Raw genomic sequence first — 16,586 nt, 5'->3', positions numbered from 1 at the left:
TGACGATGCGTCCTTCGGCATCGGTGATGACCATGCCGATCTGGCTCTGTTCGTAGGCGTGTTGCACGAGTCTGGCCGGGTGCTTGGCGAGGGCGACTACCTGACTGCCCGGTGGTTGGTTACCGTCATGGATCATCGAGATTCTTCGTCGAAAGATGGATGAAGAGTATATCGTCCTCCTCGAAAGGGACTTGAGGAGAGCTTAGGCCTTTGCGTTGAAAGCTTTTCTGCGCGTTCGAATAGAATGTTTGATGCTCCTTTGAGTCTCAAGTTCGCTTTGGAGATGCCGATATGAGTGTCAAGAACCCGCTTTCCATGGGCGGGGGCTGCCAAGGGAGGGCGGCTAGCCTGTCCGCCGAATGACAGGACGCCACCAACCTTGATCGAGGGGAAGTTCTTGACAGCACGCATCGGGTCCTGGGCTCGCGCCATATGCTCACTGCAGGGACGCCTGTTGGCGGGCTTGGTCATGACATGGCTGGTCATCGTCGCTGTCGTGCTGGTATTGGCCTGGCAGTTCGGCAAGGATCTCGTGGACAAGGCCAATCTGGTGCATCTGCGCTATGAAGCCCAGCTGATCGGCGACGAAATGACCGAACAGGTGAGTCGTCGGCTGCGTACGCTTCAGCGCCTTGAGCAGGAGCTGCGTGGGGTCGATGAAATCGAGATGCCTGCTCGCCTGGCAAACGCGCAAATCCTGCTGGAGTGGTTCGAAGGGCTGATGGTCACCGATGCCGAAGGGCGCATCATCGGCGACTGGCCCGAGGTGCCGGGGCGTATGGGGCTCGAAACCGCCGAGACCGAGTACTTTCGCATGGTTCGCAACTCTCCCTGGCCCTATGTTAGCCGGCCCTTTGTAGGTCGGGCGAGCGGTGATTCGCTGGTCTTGATGTTGGTGCCGCGCTTCGATGCGCATGGAGAATTCGCCGGCATGGTCGGCGGTATGCTCAATCTTTCCCAAGGTGGATTGTTCCGCCGCCTGGAGAGTGTTCGCCTGGGGGAGAACGGCTATGTATCGGTTTTTGCTTCCTCGGGAGAGCTTTTGTTTCATCCGCGCCGACGTGTTGCCTCGGCCGTCGAACACACCTTGAGCGACTCCGACTCCCTTGAGATGGCGCTGAGCGGCTGGGAGGGCGATACCATTGCCGACGGCGCCGACGGTAGTGCCACGCTGATGGCCTACCGCCAGATCTGGCCAGCGAGCTGGGTCGTCAAGGTGGCTGTCCCTCAAACCCAGGTGCAGGAGCCCCTGGGCGATTTCTTGGCACGCCTGTGGTGGGCATGGTTGGCATTGGCCGCGCTGTTGTTGATTTCCATGCACTGGCTGGTAAGAAGGCTGCTCAAGCCATTGCATCGACTCGAGCGACAGATCGCCCAGGTGGGGGCAGGCCAGCGGCGCTATCTCGAGCTTTCCACCAGCATGCAGGAGCTGAGTCAGGTAGCCAGCAGCTTCAACCGCCTCGAGCATGAGCGGCTGGCGGCGCTGGATCATCTGCGGGATCGCCAGGCGTTTCTCGATGCCGTGCTCGGTTCGACCCCCATCGGTATGTTCGTTGCGGATCTCAAGGGCCATCTCAATTACCTGAACCCGGCGCTTCTCGAGCTACTCGGGCTTGGCGAAAGTCATGACGCCAGGGACTGGTGGGAACGTATTCATCCTGACGACAAGCAGGGAACCCATGACATGTGGCGCTATACCTTGGCCACGGGTAGCGATTTCGTCCGCCAGCTGCGCTTTCGACACCCCAATGGAGCCACCCTGTGGGTCGAGGTGCATGCCAGCCAGGTACTCGGCAGCGATCAGCCGTTGGGTTTCGTCGGCATGGTCAAGGACATTACCGAGCGTCGACAGCAGGAAGCTTTGCAGCGCTGGGAGGCGGAGCATGACCCTCTGACGGGGCTGCTCAACCGACGCGGCTTCGAGAGACGACTCGAAGAGGCGCTGGCCGAATATGCCAAGACCGGGACCCCTTCGGTGCTGATACTGTTCGATCTGGACCACTTCAAGCCTATTAACGACGAAGGCGGGCATGCGCTTGGAGACGAGATGTTGAGGCGCATTGCCCAGGTGGTGGCGTGGGAAGTGCGGCGCAGCGACCACGTTGCACGTCAGGGGGGCGACGAGTTTGCCGTGCTTCTGCCCAGCTGTACCCTCAAACAGGCCGGCGAGATTGCCGAATCTCTGCGCCGCGCCGTCTCCGAAGTCACCGTGAGCAACCAGGACAAGACCTACAACATTACCCTGAGCATAGGGGTTACCGCCTTGCAGGAGGGGGACGATTCGACCGAGCCCGTGCTTGCCCGGGCCGACAAGGCGAGCTATCAGGCCAAGGCCGAGGGGCGCAATACCGTAGTGATCACGGCTGATGGCAGCGATCTCATCGACAGCACTTGGTAATGGAAGTGGGACAAACGAATACGTTGACTGGCAGCTGTGCATGGCTCAGTAGCAAGCCGCTCTGCGAGCACTCGTTTCGAACTGTACGAACTAGGCATGAGCGCGCACGGTGGCTGGCGCGTTACGTGGGTGCGAGAAGAGGGTTGGATTGTCAGACTGAGTGAGTGTCAGAGGGCTTTCGTCTATACCGCAGCGTTTATACCGCAGCGTTGATACGTCCGGTCTGAGCCGCGACACGGCCACTGGATCGATACACGGTTTTTTCGGCAGCCTGATGAATGAAGTCGAGCAGGCGCGTGTTCTGCTCCATACGCAAGGCAACCAGTTCACCGTTGAGGGCGTTGAGGCGTTGGGCTTCACGAGTCATCTCGAGCGTATCTGACCAAGCTTGCTCGCAGCCGGCATCCGCTGCCGCCTGCTTGGCGCCAGCGGCGTCATCGTCGTAGCCCAAGCGTCGCTGAACGCCTAGGCGCAGCGTTTCGCTGGCTTCCAGCTTAGCCAGAAGCGCCTGCTTGCGTTCGGCAATCTCGGCAAGTGCCTTGCTTTCGATTTCGGCGCCGGCCAGCAGCGAGCGCTCCTGCTTGAGCAGTTCGATGATTCCGCTCAGGCGCTGCTGCTGATCATTGAGAAGCTTGATCAGGCTCATTCTCCGCGGCTCTCTGCGCTCAGAGATTGAATCAGCGAATCGGCGATACGCTCGGCGCGGATCTCCAGGCGACCTTCACGAATGGCCTCGCGAATTTCTTCGACGCGGGCCGTATCGATGTCGCGGGAGGCATCGGTAGCCTTCTGGCTCAGGTGGGTGGCTGCCGAAGGACCGGCATCCTTCTGTCCTGAAGGCGTGGCGCCCTTGACCGGCTGAGCTTCCTCGCGCGGAGCCGTCGGGCTCGGGCGAGTCAGGGGATTCTGGTTATTGATCTTCACGATTAGGGCCTCATGACCGAATGCTTTCATCTGCTATCGGCATTGCGATGGAAAACTTTAGGCATTTTTTTTGCCACAAGTTTCCAGCGGCTCTCCTACCCATGCAGGAGCATTCGTCTGCGTGCGTTCAGAGTCAGAAGTCTACGACAAGGGTGCCCTCGCCGACCACCTCTGCGGTCATGACTTCGCGATTGTCGAAGCGTACCCGTATGCGATCGCCCAAAGCGCCCGGTTCAAGAGCCTGGCCTTCGCGGGTGATGCGAAACCCCTTGCCTCTGGCTTCTATCGTGACGCGCTGGTTCCTGTCGACTAGCGGCAGGCTGCGAAACTGGTGCGCCTGGAGCGGTTGTCCGGGGTTGAGGGCACGTGTGGCCACCTGTCCAATGATCGACTCTATCTCGAGCAGGGTGCGGTTCGGCAGTTCGGCAAGATTGCCGGCCTGCATCACAATATGCTCGCGGCGCACGGTTTGACCGGCCGACAGTGGGGTGCCGAGTACCGGATATTCACCCATCACGCCGACTTCGGCTTGAAGGTAGCGTACCTGACGACCGTCCTGGCCACAGCGTACGCCAACGGAAATACGTCCCAGCGGCAGTTCCCCCGGTCGGGTAAGGAAGGGGTCGGGAGATTCGCAGATCGGCAGTCGTGCGGATGGCGGGCGCAGCTCGATGATCAGCTCATCGCCAAGCGCCCTGGCCTGTTCGTGCAGGAAGCCGTGTACGACATGCAGCAGCTCGGTATCGTCGGCCGAAGCTGTCGGCAGCGACAGCAATCCGGTCAACGACAGCGATAGCAGCAGGGCGAAGCGGGTGGAGCGCATGGGGCGGGGCCGTCCAGCATAGAGGTCATGGCAGGATTCTAGCCCCCGCCGTCAGACTGAAAAAGCGGAAATGAGCGAGGAAACGAGGTCTGTTTCTGCCATTGAAATGACAGGAGCGTCGGTAATCTTCACCCTCAAGAAGTTCCGTATCGTTCAATCTGGTTTTTGCATGGGGAGCGCCGGCATGATCGACCAGCTCGAGGCCGCCTTTAATTTTCACCAGCAGGCGCTGGGGCTGCGCCAGCAGCGTCACCAGGTGCTGGCCAGCAATATCGCCAACGCCGATACGCCCAATTACAAGGCGCGAGACATCGACTTCGCCAGCGAGTTGAAGAAGGCTGTCGATCAAGGGCGCCCTGCCGGCGGTGGTCTTGCACTGGCGCGTACTTCCGAGGGCCATCTGGCAGGTCAGGCCATGGCATCGCCGAGGCAAGACCTGCTTTATCGCATTCCCGATCAGCCCAGCCTGGATGGCAATACCGTGGACATGGATCGCGAGCGCACTCAGTTCGCCGATAACGCGGTGCGCTATCAAGCCGCACTGACCATCATGAACAGCCGGATCCAGGGGCTGAAGAACGCCATGCAGCCGGAATAACAACCCGGATCAGACGAAGAGAATCTTACCATGTCGATGTTTTCCGTGTTCGATATCGCTGGCTCGGCCATGAGCGCCCAGTCGCAGCGCATGAACGTCACCGCCAGCAATCTGGCCAATGCCGACAGTGTCGCCGGGCCGGACGGTCAGGCTTACCGCGCCAAGCAGGTTCTGTTCGAATCGCGCCTGGGAGGGCACGGTATCGGTGGTGTTGGCGTACGTGAAGTGGTCGAGGACCCTTCGCCGATGCGCCTGGAGTATCGCCCCGAGCACCCGTTGGCCAACGAAGAGGGCTACGTGACGATGCCCAACGTCGAGCCGGTGCATGAAATGGTCAACATGATTTCGGCTTCGCGTTCCTACCAGGCCAATGTCGAGGTCATGAACACGAGCAAGCAGATGATGCTCAAGACACTCACCCTGGGTGAGGGTTGATCGCCATGTCCAATACCATCGACGCCAATGTCGTCACGCGCTTGAACCAGGGTGGCCCGGCGGCGCGTGATGCCAGCCAGTCGGCCGAGCTGCGCAACAATTTCATGACGCTACTGATCGCTCAGATGCAGCATCAGGACCCGCTCAACCCCATGGATAACCATGAGATGACCACGCAGCTGGCGCAGATCAACACCGTCAGCGGCATCGAGGATCTCAACAAGACGCTGAAAGGCATCACCGAACAGATGAATGCCGGCCAGACCCTGCAGGCCACCGCCCTGATCGGGAAGGGCGTGCTGGTGCCTGGGGACCGTCTGTTGCTCGAGCATGGCGAGGATGGCGAGCTGCACACCACTCCGTTCGGCATCGAGCTGCCCCGCTCTGCCGACAACGTCAGCGTCGTCATCACCAGCGCCAGCGGCCAGGTGATCAACCGCTACGATATCGGGCCGGTCAAGGCGGGTGTGGATTCCTTCGCCTGGGATGGTCGCACAAGCGAAGGTGAGGCAGCCGCCTCGGGCTCCTATCGGGTACGCATCGAAGCTACCAGCGATGGCAAGTCGATAAACGCTACCACGCTCAACTACGCCTTGGTGGGCGGCGTGACACCGCCTGATCAGAACGGCGGCGTGCGTCTCGACCTGGGTGCCATTTATGGCCAGGTCGGACTCGATCAGGTCAAGCAGATTCTCTGAAACGCAACACACGAATCGAGCATAAAAGAGCCGCATCATAGCGGTAAAAAAATTAGCCGGTAGGCAGAGGAACGAAAAAATGAGCTTTTCACAAGCATTGAGCGGCCTGAACTCCCAGTCACAGAAGTTGGGCGCCATTGGCAACAATATTGCCAACTCCCAAACCGTGGGGTTCAAGGGCTCCAACGTCCAGTTCTCGGACGTCTTCGCCAACTCCAAGGTCGGTCTGGGTACGCGGGTCTCGGCGGTGCTGCAGAACTTCAACGAAGGCAACATCGAGTCCACCAACCGCAACCTCGACCTGGCGGTGGCCGGTACCGGCTTCTTCCGCTTCATGGATACCAGCGGCGAGGTGGTTTACTCACGCAATGGCCAGCTCACCATGACCTCGGAAGGCAACCTGATCAACGCCCAGGGCTTCCAGATCATGGGCTATGGCCTGAACGCCGCCGGGCAGGTCCAGGTGGGCGGCCAGCCGGTGCCGCTGAACGTTTCCGCTGAAGAGCTGGCGGCAAGCGCGACCACTCGTGTGGGCACCACGATCAACCTGGATGCCCGGAAAGTACCGAACTCCGATGACCGGAGTAGCGCCGAAGTCAGAACCGATGCCACCGGCACCGTGACGGCCAACATCGATTATCACTACTCCAATAACTTTACCGTCTACGATTCGCTGGGGAATCCCCGCAATATTTCTGTCTACTACGAGAAAGTAGATGAATTTCCGGCGGGCACTCCTGTGCAGAATACCTGGGTCGCTCGTATGGCTCTTGATGGACAGGCGCTGATGGATGGGGCCGCGCCGCGCGATTTCCAGATCAGCTTCGATGCTAACGGCAAGCTGCGAAATAACGTAGGCGCTATTGGCGCTAATGGCACTATCCAGGGAATCGAGTTCCTTTCCAATGACTTCTTCAATGGCGAGCCAGTAGACCTCGAGTTCGACTTGAACCTGGCCGGAACCACTCAGTTCGGTAATACCTCCACCGTCAGCAGCCTGACCCAGAACGGCTATACCTCGGGCACCCTGGTGGGCATCACCATCGACGAGAACGGCACCATCATGCGCAACTACTCCAACGAGCAGTCGCGCCCTGCCGGCCAGATCGCCTTGGCGACCTTCCGTAACCCCGAAGGTCTGACGCCTGCCGGTGACAACGTCTGGCGTGCGTCCAACGAGTCGGGTCAGGAGCTGATCGGTGCACCGGGTACCGGTCTGCTGGGCGGTATCGTATCCGGCGCCATCGAGACCTCCAACGTCGACATGGCGCGTGAGCTGGTCAACATGATCGTGGCGCAGCGGGCCTACCAGGCCAACTCGCAGACCATCAAGACCCAGGACGAACTCCTGCAAACCGCCATCAACCTGCGCTAAGCGTTGATGCAAAGCGCTTAAGGGAGCCGAGTCATGGATCGCATCCTCTATACCGCCATGAGCGGGGCCAAGCAGACCATGGAGCAGCAGTCGGTGGTCAGCCACAACCTGGCCAACGTCTCGACCAGCGGTTTTCGCGCCCAGCTGCATGCCATGCGTGCCGTGCCGGTTCAGGGCGAGGCGGCGCTGCCGACGCGGGTATCGGTCGCCGCCAGCACTCCGGGTAGCGACTTCAGCCCAGGGCCCATCAACCATACCGGGCGTGAGATGGACGTAGCGCTGGAAGCCAATTCCTGGCTTGCCGTGCAGTCCGACGATGGCACCGAAGCCTATACCCGCCGTGGCGACCTTCAGGTGGACGGCGATGGTTTGGTCACCGTGGTCGGTCGTCCGGTGATCGGCGATGGCGGCCCCATCATCGTACCGCTGGGATCGAGCGTCACTATCGGCGCCGACGGCACTCTGAGTGCCATTGGCGAAGGTGAAGGTCCCGAAGCGCTGGTCGACGTGGGGCGACTCAAGCTGGTGACGCCGGAGCAGGCGCTGCTGCGCGGCGATGATGGCCTGTTCCGCATGCCACCCAATGCCGAGGGTGAGGTGGCGCCACTAGAGGCCGATGAGGATGCACGGCTGGCCAGTGGGGCACTGGAGGGCAGTAACGTCAGTGCAGTAGAGGCCATGGTGTCCATGATCGACGTGGCGCGGCGCTACGAAATGCAGATGAAAGTGATCAGCACCGCCGACGAAAACGCCCAGCGGGCCAACAACCTGCTCTCAATTCAAGGCTGATGGCTCCGCAGTGAGCCACGGCCCGTAGGGTCAAGGAAAAAGAAACATGATCAAGTCACTCTGGACGGCCAAGACAGGTCTGGAATCCCAGCAGGTCAAGCTGGACGTCATCTCCAACAACCTGGCCAACGTCAGCACCAACGGCTTCAAGCGCTCACGTGCGGTGTTCGAGGATCTGCTCTATCAGAACCTGCGCCAGCCCGGCGCTCAGAACGACGTGCAGAACCGCCTGCCTTCGGGCTTGCAGGTGGGTACCGGCGTACGCCCTGTCGCTACCGAGCGCCTGCACACCCAAGGTGGGTTGGAGCAGACCGATAACTCTCGAGACCTGGCGATCAACGGCAACGGCTTCTTCCAAGTGCTGATGCCGGATGGGAATACGGCTTATACCCGTGACGGCAGCTTTCAGCTCAACGAGAACGGTCAGATGGTCAATGCCAACGGCTATCCGCTGGAGCCGGCCATCATCATTCCCGACAACGCGCTGTCGATCTCCATTGGCGAAGACGGCATCGTCTCGGTGACCCAGCCTGGCGTCAACCAGGCGCTGGAAGTGGGCCAGATCACCATCTCGACCTTCGTCAACGCGACCGGTCTGGAAAGTATCGGCGGTAACCTCTACCGGGAAACCACCTCTTCCGGCCCGCGTAACGAAGCGATGCCGGGAATGAACGGTGCCGGGCGCTTGTTTCAAGGCTACGTGGAAACCTCCAACGTCAACGTGGTGGAGGAGATGGTCAATATGATCCAGACCCAGCGAGCTTACGAAATCAACAGTCGTGCGGTGCAGACCAGCGACGAAATGCTGTCGCGCCTGAGTCAGCTCTGATAGTCCATCGATGAAATCTCTTGGCCCGTTTTGGTTGGCCGGAAGCGAGTGAGAATGAAAGGTACGGGTACTAATGCGACTACTAGCTCAAGTACTGGTTCGAGTGTGAGGACTTTGGCCGTGCGGGCGACCCTGATAGTGGTTGCCATGGCGGTGCTGGTTCTGGGCGGTTGCGCCCAGGTGCCGCGTGCCTCGGTGGTCGGCGAGCAGGAGCAGATCAGCATCGTGGAGCCGCCGCCGCGAATGGCCAATGGTTCAATCTACCAGGCGCACCGTGGCTCGCAGCCGCTGTTCGAAGATCGCCGTCCGCGCATGATCGGCGACATTCTCACCATCGTGTTGGACGAGCAGGTCAGTGCCAGCAAGAACGCACAGTCAAACATGAATCGCAACGGTTCAGCGGGGCTCGATCTTTCAGCACTGCCCGATGTGTTGGAGCGCCTGGCCGCGCAAGGCATCGACCTATCCGGCAGCATGTCCGGGAATAGCGACTTCGCCGGCGGCGGCGGCTCTCAGGCCAGTAACAGCATGACCGGTACCATCACCGTGTCGGTGCTCGAGGTGATGCACAACGGTAATCTGCGGGTCCGCGGCGAAAAGCAGATCGCCATCAATCAGGGGGTGGAGTTCATCCGCTTCTCCGGGGTGGTCAATCCGCGCACCATCACCGGTCAGAATACCGTTCCTTCCACTTCCGTCGCCGATGCGCGAATCGAGTACGTGGGCAACGGCTATATCAGCGAAGCGCAGCATATGGGTTGGCTGCAGCGCTTCTTCCTCAACATTTCGCCTTTCTGAGCGAGCGCGAGCGAGGCGACCATGATTGATTCGAAGATGCCCAAGCCAAAACGAACCGTTGCACTGGCGGCGAAGCTGCTCCTTCTGACGTGCCTCTGTCTGCTGGCTTTGCCCGCGCAGGCGGAGCGCATACGCGAGATAGCCAACTTTGCCGGGGTGCGTGACAACGTGCTGGTCGGTTACGGCCTGGTGGTTGGCCTCGATGGTACCGGCGACCAGACAATGCAGGCGCCGTTCACCGGACAGAGCCTGACCAATATGTTGTCGCAGCTCGGTATTACCGTACCGCCGGGCACCAACATGCAGCTGCGCAACGTGGCGGCGGTCATGGTCACCGCCGACCTGCCGCCGTTCTCTCGCCCGGGCCAGCGGCTCGACATCAACGTCTCCTCCATCGGCAACGCCCGCAGCCTGCGCGGCGGTACGCTGCTGATGACCCCGCTCAAGGGTGCCGACGGAGATACCTATGCCATAGCGCAGGGCAATATGCTGGTGGGTGGTGCCGGTGCCGCTGCGGGCGGTGCCCAGGTCCAGGTCAACCAGCTGGCGGGCGGCAGAATTCCCGGTGGGGCCATGGTCGAGCGTGAAGTACCGCTGGATCTGGGCGCCAATGCCGGCCTGCTCGAACTCGAGCTCAAGCAGGCGGATTTCGGCACTGCACAGCTCGTGGTCAACGCCATCAACAATGAGTTTGGCCGCCCGGTGGCAGCGGCTCGAGACGGTCGCGTCATCGCGTTGGACGGGCCCATGAACCCGAACTCTCGGGTCAACTTCATGGCTCAGGTAGAGAACATCCGTATTACCCGGAGGGAAGCGCCGGCCAAGGTCATCTTCAATGCTCGCACCGGTTCGGTAGTGATGAACAGTGCGGTGACCCTGCGGCGGGCTGCGGTGGCTCACGGCAATCTTTCGATCGTCATCGATACGCGGTTCCTGGTCAGCCAACCGAACCCATTCGGGCAAGGGACAACGGCTGTCGTACCCGATACCGAAATCGAGATTCAGGAGCAGGACGCTTACCTGCGTGTGGTCGAAGGCGCCGATCTCGTGGATGTGGTCAATGCGTTGAATGCGCTTGGTGCCACGCCCAGCGACCTGATGTCCATACTCGAGGCGCTCAAGGCTTCCGGCTCGCTGCTTGCCGACCTGGAGATCATCTGATGAGCATCCAGGACATGACCAGCCAGTTCGCGCTCGACGTACAGGGTCTCGAGCGGCTCAAGCACACCGCGAGAAACGACGAGGCTGCTGGCCTGCGTGGAGCCGCCCAGCAGTTCGAGGCGCTCTTCCTGCAGATGATGCTCAAGAGCATGCGCGACACCATTCCATCGGGAGGCATGCTCGATAGCCAGCAGGCCGAGTTCTACCAGTCGATGCTCGATCAGCAGTGGGCGCAGACCATGGCAGGGCGCGGTATCGGTCTTGCCGATCATCTCGTCGCCCAGTTGGAAAGTCAGATGGGCATTTCACCGGCGCGCTCCGGCGTGGCCGATCGTGAGCTGAGTGAACTGATTGCAGGTATTCCACGCGGCACCCCCCGGGTATTGAGCGATGCGTTACTGCCGGAGAGCGAGACCGAGCGTGACACCGAGGCATCCTCTGAACGCCGCCGCGAAACACCCGCCGAAGCCATCACCATGCCGGGGAGCTTTCTCGAGGAGCTCGAGGCGGTGCGTGGCGGCTTCATGTCGGCGCTGGATGCCACCGTGCCAACCGTGGCACCAAGCATTCAAACACCTAATCCTGTCGCGGCCACGGCTCCCGCCGTTCGCGCTTCTACTAGTAGCGGGCAGGGCGGTGAGCACGTGCAGCGCTTCATGGAGCGCCTCTCGGCTCCTGCCCAGGCCGCCAGTCGCAAGACCGGGGTGCCGGCCGAACTGATCCTTGCCCAGGCCGCGCTCGAGACCGGCTGGGGGCGCCACGAGATCGCCACCGCCAATGGCGGCAACAGCTACAACCTGTTCGGCATCAAGGCGGGCAGTAGCTGGCAGGGGCGTACCACCGATATCACCACCCACGAATATATCAACGGGCAGCGCACCCGAGTGGTTGACACCTTCCGCGTCTACGGTTCGTTCGAGGAGGCTTTCACCGATTACGCTCGGTTGATCGGTAACAACCCGCGCTATGCGGCCGTCACCACCGCCGGTAGTGCCGAGCAGGCGGCCAGGGCGTTGCAGGCAGGGGGTTATGCCACCGACCCCGCATACGCCGACAAACTGATTGCGGTGATGAACACCATGGGGCCGGTGCGGCAGCGCGATTCGCTGGTCTTCTTCAGCTATTGATTGCGCGTCCAATTCAGCAACCGAGCCCTAAAGTTGGGACCACTCAGGCCGATATAACAGGCATTGGCGAAAGGAAACGACACCATGAGCACCATTTTTTCCGTCGGCCTGAGCGGGCTCAATGCCGCACAGAACGCGCTGAACACCACCAGCAACAACATCAGTAACGTCTACACGCCCGGCTACAATCGTGAGCTGACGATTCTTGGTCAGAGCCGTACCGATGCCGGCGTACAGGTCAATGCCATCCAGCGTCAGTTCAATCAGTATGTCGCCAACCAGCTAAATGCTGCGACCAGCGCTTCCAGTGCGCTCAGGACATACGAGAACCAGATCAGCCAGATCGACAATCTGCTGGCCGACCGTGACGCGGGTCTGGCGCCGCTGATGCAGAAATTTTTCTCTTCTCTTGAGGATCTCGCCGGGGCGCCTTCCGACCCGGCGGCGCGCCAAGGCTTATTGGGTACGGCCAACACCTTGACCGCCCAGTTCCGCGCCTTCGATGGCTACCTGCAGGACATGCAGGTAGGGATCAATGGACAGATCAAGGACGAAGTCACCCAGATCAACAACCTGACCGAGCAGCTTTCGACGCTCAATCGCGAGATCGCCCTGGCCCGGGCGCGCAGCGGCGAGGCGCCCAACAGTCTGCTAAATCAGCGCGATCAGCTGGTAGCCGAACTCAGCGAGCGTATGGACATCCGCCTGGATATCCAGGACGGCAAGACCTATAACATCAGTCTGCCGAACGGTCAGCCGCTGGTGTCCGGTACCAACCACTATCGCCTGGAAGCGATGGAAGCCCCCAACGACCCGCAGCGCGTCGTGCTTGGCTACCGCGATTCCGGTGGCAGTCTGGTACCTTTGGCGGAAAACACCATCAAGGGTGGTACTCTCGGCGGACTGATGACCTTCCGTGCCGAGACGCTCGACAAGACCCAGAATCAGATCGGACAGCTCGCCGTGTCGCTCGCGGTCGGTTTCAACGAGCAGCACCGCCTCGGTCAGGACTTGGACAACAACCAGGGCACCGACTTCTTCAGCATCGGTCAACCCCAGGCTTACTCCAATCCACGCAATACCGGCGGGGCGGAAGTCGTTGCCACCAGCTTCGATGCGGCCAATATCGATAAGCTGCGCTCCACCGATTACACCATCCGCTTCCAGGATGGTGAGCCTCAGGTCATCCGCAAGGACAACAACCAGGCAGTGCCTGCCAGTGAAGTCAACTGGGATGCCGCCAACTCGACGCTCAGCTTTGGTGGAATTACCCTCGAGTTCAGCGGTACGCCCAACAACGGCAACCGCTACGAAGTGCAGCCGGTGCGGCGTGCCGCGGCAAACTTCGAATCGACTATCGTCGATCTGGACAAGATCGCTGCGGGCAGCTTCGTGGCCACTTCAGGGAATCTTGCCGTTTCCGGTATGCGTGCCGAGGCTGGCGCCTTTGCCAACGGCACGGCGCATGACTTTAGCCTGTCGACCGCAGGAGGACTCACCACCGTCACGGCACCGGTCGATACGACGACGTTCACCGTCAATGGTGAAGCCTACGACGATACGGTCGGTATCGTGGCGGGGGATCGTATCAACTTGGACGGTATCGAATTCGTCGTCGGTAGCATGCCTGGTGAGGGTGAGGCAGCCAGTCTGACGATCTCCATTGCCGCTTCCGGCACGGGAGACAACCGCAATGCCCTGGCACTTCAGAACCTGCAAAGCAAGGCAATGGTAGGTGGCCGTTCATCGCTCAGCCAGGCCTATGGTGGCATGGTCAGCGACGTGGGCAACCGCACCAATATCGTCAAGGTCAATCTCGATGCCCGCCAGGGTCTCACCGATCAGCTGCGCGCAGTTCAGCAGTCCGAATCGGGTGTCAACCTGGACGAGGAGGCGGCCAACCTGATTCGTTTCCAGCAGTTCTACATGGCTAACGCCCGAGTCATCGATACCGCCTCCACGGTGTTCGATACCATCCTCGGCCTGCGTAACTAAACACGGAGTCCACAACGATGCGAGTCAGCACCGTTACCATGTACGAGCAGAGCGTCTCGGCCATGAACCGCCAGCAGGGTGACTTCCTCAAGGTCGGTCAACAGATTGCCAGCGGCCGTCGCGTGGTCAACCCCTCCGACGACCCTCAGGCTGCTTCACGGGCGGTCGGGGTGTCCCAGGCCAAGGCAGTGTCCCAGCAGTTTGCCGATGCCCGGGTATCGGCGCGCAACACCCTGTCTCAGGGTGAAAGTGTCCTGAACAGCGTCGCCGATGCCATCACCAGTGCCAAGACGCTGCTGGTGCAGGCAGCAAGCGATACCTTGAGCGACGTTGACCGCCAGTCTGTAGCCTCTGAACTTCGCGGCATCTACGAGACGTTGATCGGTCAGGCCAATGCCACCGATGGCAACGGCCGTTACCTTTTTGGTGGCTATCAGGACAATTCGCCCCCTTTTGCGCGCACCACTGGCGAAGGCGTTTCCGGCACCCAGTACCGGGGGGACGAGAATACCCGCGAGCAGCGTATCGATGCCTCCCGGCTGATGCCGGTGGCCGACAACGGCAAGGCCATCTTCCAGAGCGTACCTTCCGGCGCCGGCTATGTGGCCCGGGCGGAACGCGACAGTGCGCCTGCTGAAGCCAGCTCGCTGGGTGTTCAGGACGGCTTCTATGCCAACGCCGGTTCGGTGAACTTCACCGGTGGACCGAACCGCGTCGATGCCAACAACGAGCACTTCGGCAAACCCTTCGAGCTGGAATTCGGCACCAATGAAGACGGCATGCCGGTGTTCAGCGTCAGTGTCGTTGAGCTGGATGGCTCGCGCACCCCTATCGTAACTGAGCAAGCCTACGAATCAGGCAGGAGCGTCAGTTTCGGCGGTATCAGTATTACCCTCGAGGGGACTCCCGCTGATGGCGACCAGCTTCAACTGCGCCCCGCCAACGATGCCAATGCCAACACCGACCTGTTCAAGTCGCTCAAGGACGCTATCGATCTGCTGGAGCTGGACCAGGAAGGGACGCCCGAAAATCGCGCTCATTATCGCAATACCATCAATACGGTGATGCGCGAGCTGGACAACAGTCTCGATAACGTTTTGACGGTGCGAGCTTCCATGGGTGCTCGGCTCAATGAGCTAGACGTGGTCGATGCCGTTGGCGGCAACCGCATGATGAACTACGAAAAGACGCTCTCCGATCTGGTCGATCTGGACTACGCCAAGGCAATTGCCGATTACAGCTTGCGTCAAGTCGGCTTGCAGGCGGCACAGAAAGCCTTTGTCGACGTCAAGAGCTTGTCACTGTTCAATTTCCTGTAAGTATCCTGGCAGGGACGCCGCGCCCCTTGGGCAATGTATCCAGTTTTACGGTTCCCTGCAGACCCCATGGTCATGAGCCACGGGGTCTCTTTTCGCCGCTCCGGCTTGCCGGGGCGGTTTTTTTTAACTCTCCTTGTGCGCAGCCTGGCACGGAACGGTGGTTCAGGTGAGTGGAGCCAGTGCCTCGATAAGCGAGTAGATGAACTGTATGCCGTTGCTGAACAGGCGCTGCAGGAAGCGTGACATATCGGTCATGAGTACCATCAGCAGTATCAGGCCGACGGTGAGCGAGGTGGGGAAACCGATGTTGAATACCGTCAGCTGAGGCGCGGAACGGTTGAGGATGCCCATGGACAGGTTAATGATGAGCAGTGAGCCCACCAGGGGCAGGGCCAGGGACATGCCTGCCACGAAGATGGTGCCACCGTAGCGTACCAGCATCTCGAAGGCGGCGGGATTGAAGCCTCCAATACCGATGGGCAGGCCATAGAAACTCGATACCAGGGCTTCTAGCACCATCAGGTGACCACCCAATGCCAGAAACATCAGCAAGGTGATCATGAAGAAGATGCGCGAGAGGATCATGGTGTTGGTGCCGCTGCCGGCATCGAAGAACGAGGCGAAGGCCAGGCCCATCTGCAGGCCGATGAATTCCCCGGCGGCTTGTACCACGGCAAAGATGACATGCATCACCAGACCGATGGCGATGCCGATCAGCATCTGTTCCACGATGATGCCGAACCCCGCCCACGACATGATCGGTACGTCGGGCATGGGCGGTAAAACCGGAGCGATGACCAGCGTGATCAGGAAAGCCAGGCCGATCTTGGCCTGGTTGGGCACGCTGGAGTGGCCCCACAGCGGGGCGGCCTGGAAGAACGCCAGGATGCGTACGAAGGGCCACAGCAGCAGTACCAGCCAACCGTGCAGCTGATCGAAGGTCACCTCGACCATGAGCGTCTCACATCAGCATGCTGGGGATGCTGGTAAACAGGTTGCGTGTAAAGTCCACGATCAGGCCTAGCAGCCACGGGCCGGACAGCACCAGCACGGTGAAGACCCCCAGAATCTTGGGAATGAACGAGAGCGTCATCTCGTTGATCTGGGTAGCGGCCTGGAACAGACTCACGATCAGACCGGTGAGCAGGGCGGTGATCAGCAGGGGGGCCGCCAGGAACAGCGTGACGCGCATGCCCTGATAGGCAATGCTCATGACCATTTCCGGTGTCATTGTGACTCCTTGCCGAAAGTTTGCGCTCGGCCTGGTGTTTTTGCGTTCAAATGAAGAAGCTCTCCGCCAGCGAACCGATAATCAGC

Annotated in this window: 17 protein-coding genes; 12 read left to right on the top strand and 5 right to left on the bottom strand. The window is 60.5% G+C overall.

Annotated features, from left to right (window positions below; genetic code table 11):
• Positions 1–469: 469 nt before the first annotated feature.
• Complete coding sequence (locus AC2VNO_RS04865; RefSeq protein WP_486933074.1) at positions 470–2,398, top strand: sensor domain-containing diguanylate cyclase; 1,929 nt, start codon at positions 470–472, stop codon at positions 2,396–2,398.
• 196 nt (positions 2,399–2,594) lie between these two features.
• Here AC2VNO_RS04865 and AC2VNO_RS04860 read toward each other — a convergent pair whose 3' ends face one another.
• From AC2VNO_RS04860 to flgA, 3 genes are all read right to left on the bottom strand, one after another.
• Complete coding sequence (locus AC2VNO_RS04860) at positions 2,595–3,044, bottom strand: flagella synthesis protein FlgN (RefSeq protein WP_486933073.1); 450 nt, start codon at positions 3,042–3,044, stop codon at positions 2,595–2,597.
• Positions 3,041–3,322 (bottom strand): flagellar biosynthesis anti-sigma factor FlgM, encoded by a 282-nt coding sequence (gene flgM / locus AC2VNO_RS04855; RefSeq protein WP_486933072.1) that lies wholly within the window; start codon positions 3,320–3,322, stop codon positions 3,041–3,043. The genes AC2VNO_RS04860 and flgM overlap by 4 nt, the downstream gene beginning before the upstream one ends.
• Positions 3,323–3,455: 133 nt before the next feature.
• On the bottom strand, positions 3,456–4,145 hold the full coding sequence (gene flgA, locus AC2VNO_RS04850) for a flagellar basal body P-ring formation chaperone FlgA (protein WP_486933071.1): 690 nt from the start codon (positions 4,143–4,145) through the stop codon (positions 3,456–3,458).
• Positions 4,146–4,329: 184 nt separating this feature from the next.
• Between flgA and flgB the strand changes: the two genes are divergently transcribed.
• The 11 genes from flgB (at position 4,330) to flgL (ending at position 15,269) form a co-directional block, all read left to right on the top strand.
• Positions 4,330–4,743 (top strand): flagellar basal body rod protein FlgB, encoded by a 414-nt coding sequence (gene flgB, locus AC2VNO_RS04845; RefSeq protein WP_228574289.1) that lies wholly within the window; start codon positions 4,330–4,332, stop codon positions 4,741–4,743.
• 30 nt (positions 4,744–4,773) lie between these two features.
• On the top strand, positions 4,774–5,178 hold the full coding sequence (flgC, locus tag AC2VNO_RS04840; RefSeq protein WP_228574287.1) for a flagellar basal body rod protein FlgC: 405 nt from the start codon (positions 4,774–4,776) through the stop codon (positions 5,176–5,178).
• Between the two features lie 5 nt (positions 5,179–5,183).
• The gene (flgD, locus tag AC2VNO_RS04835; protein ID WP_486933070.1) at positions 5,184–5,876 is read left to right on the top strand and encodes a flagellar hook assembly protein FlgD; all 693 of its coding nucleotides are present in this window, start codon (positions 5,184–5,186) and stop codon (positions 5,874–5,876) included.
• Between the two features lie 79 nt (positions 5,877–5,955).
• Entirely contained in the window at positions 5,956–7,251 is a 1,296-nt protein-coding gene (gene flgE / locus AC2VNO_RS04830; RefSeq protein ID WP_486933069.1) for a flagellar hook protein FlgE, read from the top strand.
• Between the two features lie 33 nt (positions 7,252–7,284).
• Positions 7,285–8,040, top strand: coding sequence for a flagellar basal body rod protein FlgF (locus AC2VNO_RS04825; protein ID WP_486933068.1), 756 nt, complete (start codon positions 7,285–7,287; stop codon positions 8,038–8,040).
• Between the two features lie 46 nt (positions 8,041–8,086).
• Positions 8,087–8,869 (top strand): flagellar basal-body rod protein FlgG, encoded by a 783-nt coding sequence (gene flgG, locus AC2VNO_RS04820; RefSeq protein WP_486933067.1) that lies wholly within the window; start codon positions 8,087–8,089, stop codon positions 8,867–8,869.
• A gap of 147 nt (positions 8,870–9,016) precedes the next feature.
• Positions 9,017–9,667, top strand: coding sequence for a flagellar basal body L-ring protein FlgH (locus AC2VNO_RS04815; RefSeq protein WP_486933076.1), 651 nt, complete (start codon positions 9,017–9,019; stop codon positions 9,665–9,667).
• Between the two features lie 36 nt (positions 9,668–9,703).
• Positions 9,704–10,828 carry a flagellar basal body P-ring protein FlgI gene (locus tag AC2VNO_RS04810; RefSeq protein WP_486933075.1) on the top strand — a complete coding sequence of 375 codons (1,125 nt, stop codon included), beginning with the start codon at positions 9,704–9,706 and terminating at the stop codon, positions 10,826–10,828.
• Positions 10,828–11,955 carry a flagellar assembly peptidoglycan hydrolase FlgJ gene (flgJ, locus tag AC2VNO_RS04805; protein ID WP_486933066.1) on the top strand — a complete coding sequence of 376 codons (1,128 nt, stop codon included), beginning with the start codon at positions 10,828–10,830 and terminating at the stop codon, positions 11,953–11,955. Before AC2VNO_RS04810 ends, flgJ begins: the two co-directional genes overlap by 1 nt.
• 84 nt (positions 11,956–12,039) lie before the next feature.
• Positions 12,040–13,950: a flagellar hook-associated protein FlgK gene (flgK, locus tag AC2VNO_RS04800; RefSeq protein WP_486933065.1), complete on the top strand. Its 1,911-nt coding sequence runs from the start codon at positions 12,040–12,042 to the stop codon at positions 13,948–13,950.
• Positions 13,951–13,967: 17 nt separating this feature from the next.
• On the top strand, positions 13,968–15,269 hold the full coding sequence (gene flgL / locus AC2VNO_RS04795) for a flagellar hook-associated protein FlgL (RefSeq protein WP_486933064.1): 1,302 nt from the start codon (positions 13,968–13,970) through the stop codon (positions 15,267–15,269).
• A gap of 162 nt (positions 15,270–15,431) precedes the next feature.
• On the opposite strand, the gene fliR is transcribed toward flgL, so the two are convergent.
• Both fliR and fliQ read right to left on the bottom strand, forming a co-directional pair.
• Positions 15,432–16,223 (bottom strand): flagellar biosynthetic protein FliR, encoded by a 792-nt coding sequence (gene fliR, locus AC2VNO_RS04790; RefSeq protein WP_486933063.1) that lies wholly within the window; start codon positions 16,221–16,223, stop codon positions 15,432–15,434.
• Between the two features lie 7 nt (positions 16,224–16,230).
• Entirely contained in the window at positions 16,231–16,500 is a 270-nt protein-coding gene (fliQ, locus tag AC2VNO_RS04785) for a flagellar biosynthesis protein FliQ (protein ID WP_486933062.1), read from the bottom strand.
• Positions 16,501–16,586 lie beyond the last annotated feature (86 nt).

The sequence above is a fragment of the Halomonas sp. TH-94 genome (genome assembly GCF_057473365.1).
The sequence above is the reverse complement of the archived record's forward strand: the minus strand, read 5'-3'. Positions and strand labels throughout refer to the sequence as shown.

What these genes read in the sequence shown, in the direction of transcription:
- AC2VNO_RS04865 (WP_486933074.1), top strand. Translation starts at nt 470, where the DNA reads ATGACATGGCTGGTCATCGTCGCTGTCGTGCTGGTATTGGCCTGGCAG.
- AC2VNO_RS04860 (WP_486933073.1), bottom strand. Translation starts at nt 3,044, where the DNA reads ATGAGCCTGATCAAGCTTCTCAATGATCAGCAGCAGCGCCTGAGCGGA.
- flgA (WP_486933071.1), bottom strand. Translation starts at nt 4,145, where the DNA reads ATGCGCTCCACCCGCTTCGCCCTGCTGCTATCGCTGTCGTTGACCGGA.
- flgB (WP_228574289.1), top strand. Translation starts at nt 4,330, where the DNA reads ATGATCGACCAGCTCGAGGCCGCCTTTAATTTTCACCAGCAGGCGCTG.
- flgC (WP_228574287.1), top strand. Translation starts at nt 4,774, where the DNA reads ATGTCGATGTTTTCCGTGTTCGATATCGCTGGCTCGGCCATGAGCGCC.
- flgD (WP_486933070.1), top strand. Translation starts at nt 5,184, where the DNA reads ATGTCCAATACCATCGACGCCAATGTCGTCACGCGCTTGAACCAGGGT.
- flgE (WP_486933069.1), top strand. Translation starts at nt 5,956, where the DNA reads ATGAGCTTTTCACAAGCATTGAGCGGCCTGAACTCCCAGTCACAGAAG.
- AC2VNO_RS04825 (WP_486933068.1), top strand. Translation starts at nt 7,285, where the DNA reads ATGGATCGCATCCTCTATACCGCCATGAGCGGGGCCAAGCAGACCATG.
- flgG (WP_486933067.1), top strand. Translation starts at nt 8,087, where the DNA reads ATGATCAAGTCACTCTGGACGGCCAAGACAGGTCTGGAATCCCAGCAG.
- AC2VNO_RS04815 (WP_486933076.1), top strand. Translation starts at nt 9,017, where the DNA reads ATGGCGGTGCTGGTTCTGGGCGGTTGCGCCCAGGTGCCGCGTGCCTCG.
- AC2VNO_RS04810 (WP_486933075.1), top strand. Translation starts at nt 9,704, where the DNA reads ATGCCCAAGCCAAAACGAACCGTTGCACTGGCGGCGAAGCTGCTCCTT.
- flgJ (WP_486933066.1), top strand. Translation starts at nt 10,828, where the DNA reads ATGAGCATCCAGGACATGACCAGCCAGTTCGCGCTCGACGTACAGGGT.
- flgK (WP_486933065.1), top strand. Translation starts at nt 12,040, where the DNA reads ATGAGCACCATTTTTTCCGTCGGCCTGAGCGGGCTCAATGCCGCACAG.
- flgL (WP_486933064.1), top strand. Translation starts at nt 13,968, where the DNA reads ATGCGAGTCAGCACCGTTACCATGTACGAGCAGAGCGTCTCGGCCATG.
- fliR (WP_486933063.1), bottom strand. Translation starts at nt 16,223, where the DNA reads ATGGTCGAGGTGACCTTCGATCAGCTGCACGGTTGGCTGGTACTGCTG.
- fliQ (WP_486933062.1), bottom strand. Translation starts at nt 16,500, where the DNA reads ATGACACCGGAAATGGTCATGAGCATTGCCTATCAGGGCATGCGCGTC.